Genomic DNA, 362 nt, shown 5'->3' with positions numbered 1-362 from the left:
ATTTAGAATGATTAATGTGCTGATCTTAATTTTATTGATCTCATCATTCATTGAGATTTCCTTTACGGTGTAAAGAAAAAGGATAGCTGCCGATCGTATTGATCCGGCAGCTATCCTTTTGTTTATTAGCATATCCAAGAAGCACCAATAATAATTAATAAGATGAACAGCACCACAAGCAGCGCAAAGCCGCCAGCGAAACCTCCTGCATAACCGTCGCCCATATTGACACCTCCTCTGCCCCAGTCGTTACATTAGTGTATGCACGAATGTCATGAAACGATAGGCTATCGTCCAAAAGAAAAGAACCGCCTGAAAAAATGACGGTTCTTTTCTCATTTTCTAAGGTTTTAGTACAGATA

General features: G+C 39.5%; 1 protein-coding gene. It reads right to left on the bottom strand.

What is annotated here, in order from left to right:
• Positions 1–125: 125 nt before the first annotated feature.
• The gene (locus tag CH339_RS26075; RefSeq protein WP_003180247.1) at positions 126–224 is read right to left on the bottom strand and encodes a YjcZ family sporulation protein; all 99 of its coding nucleotides are present in this window, start codon (positions 222–224) and stop codon (positions 126–128) included.
• Positions 225–362 lie beyond the last annotated feature (138 nt).

The organism is Rhodobium orientis, from assembly GCF_003258835.1.
Lineage (GTDB): Bacteria > Pseudomonadota > Alphaproteobacteria > Rhizobiales > Rhodobiaceae > Rhodobium > Rhodobium orientis.
This window is presented reverse-complemented; position numbering and strand designations above follow the sequence as displayed.

Bases quoted from the DNA above. Each gene is read 5' to 3' on its own strand.
- CH339_RS26075 (WP_003180247.1), bottom strand. From the start codon at position 224: ATGGGCGACGGTTATGCAGGAGGTTTCGCTGGCGGCTTTGCGCTGCTT.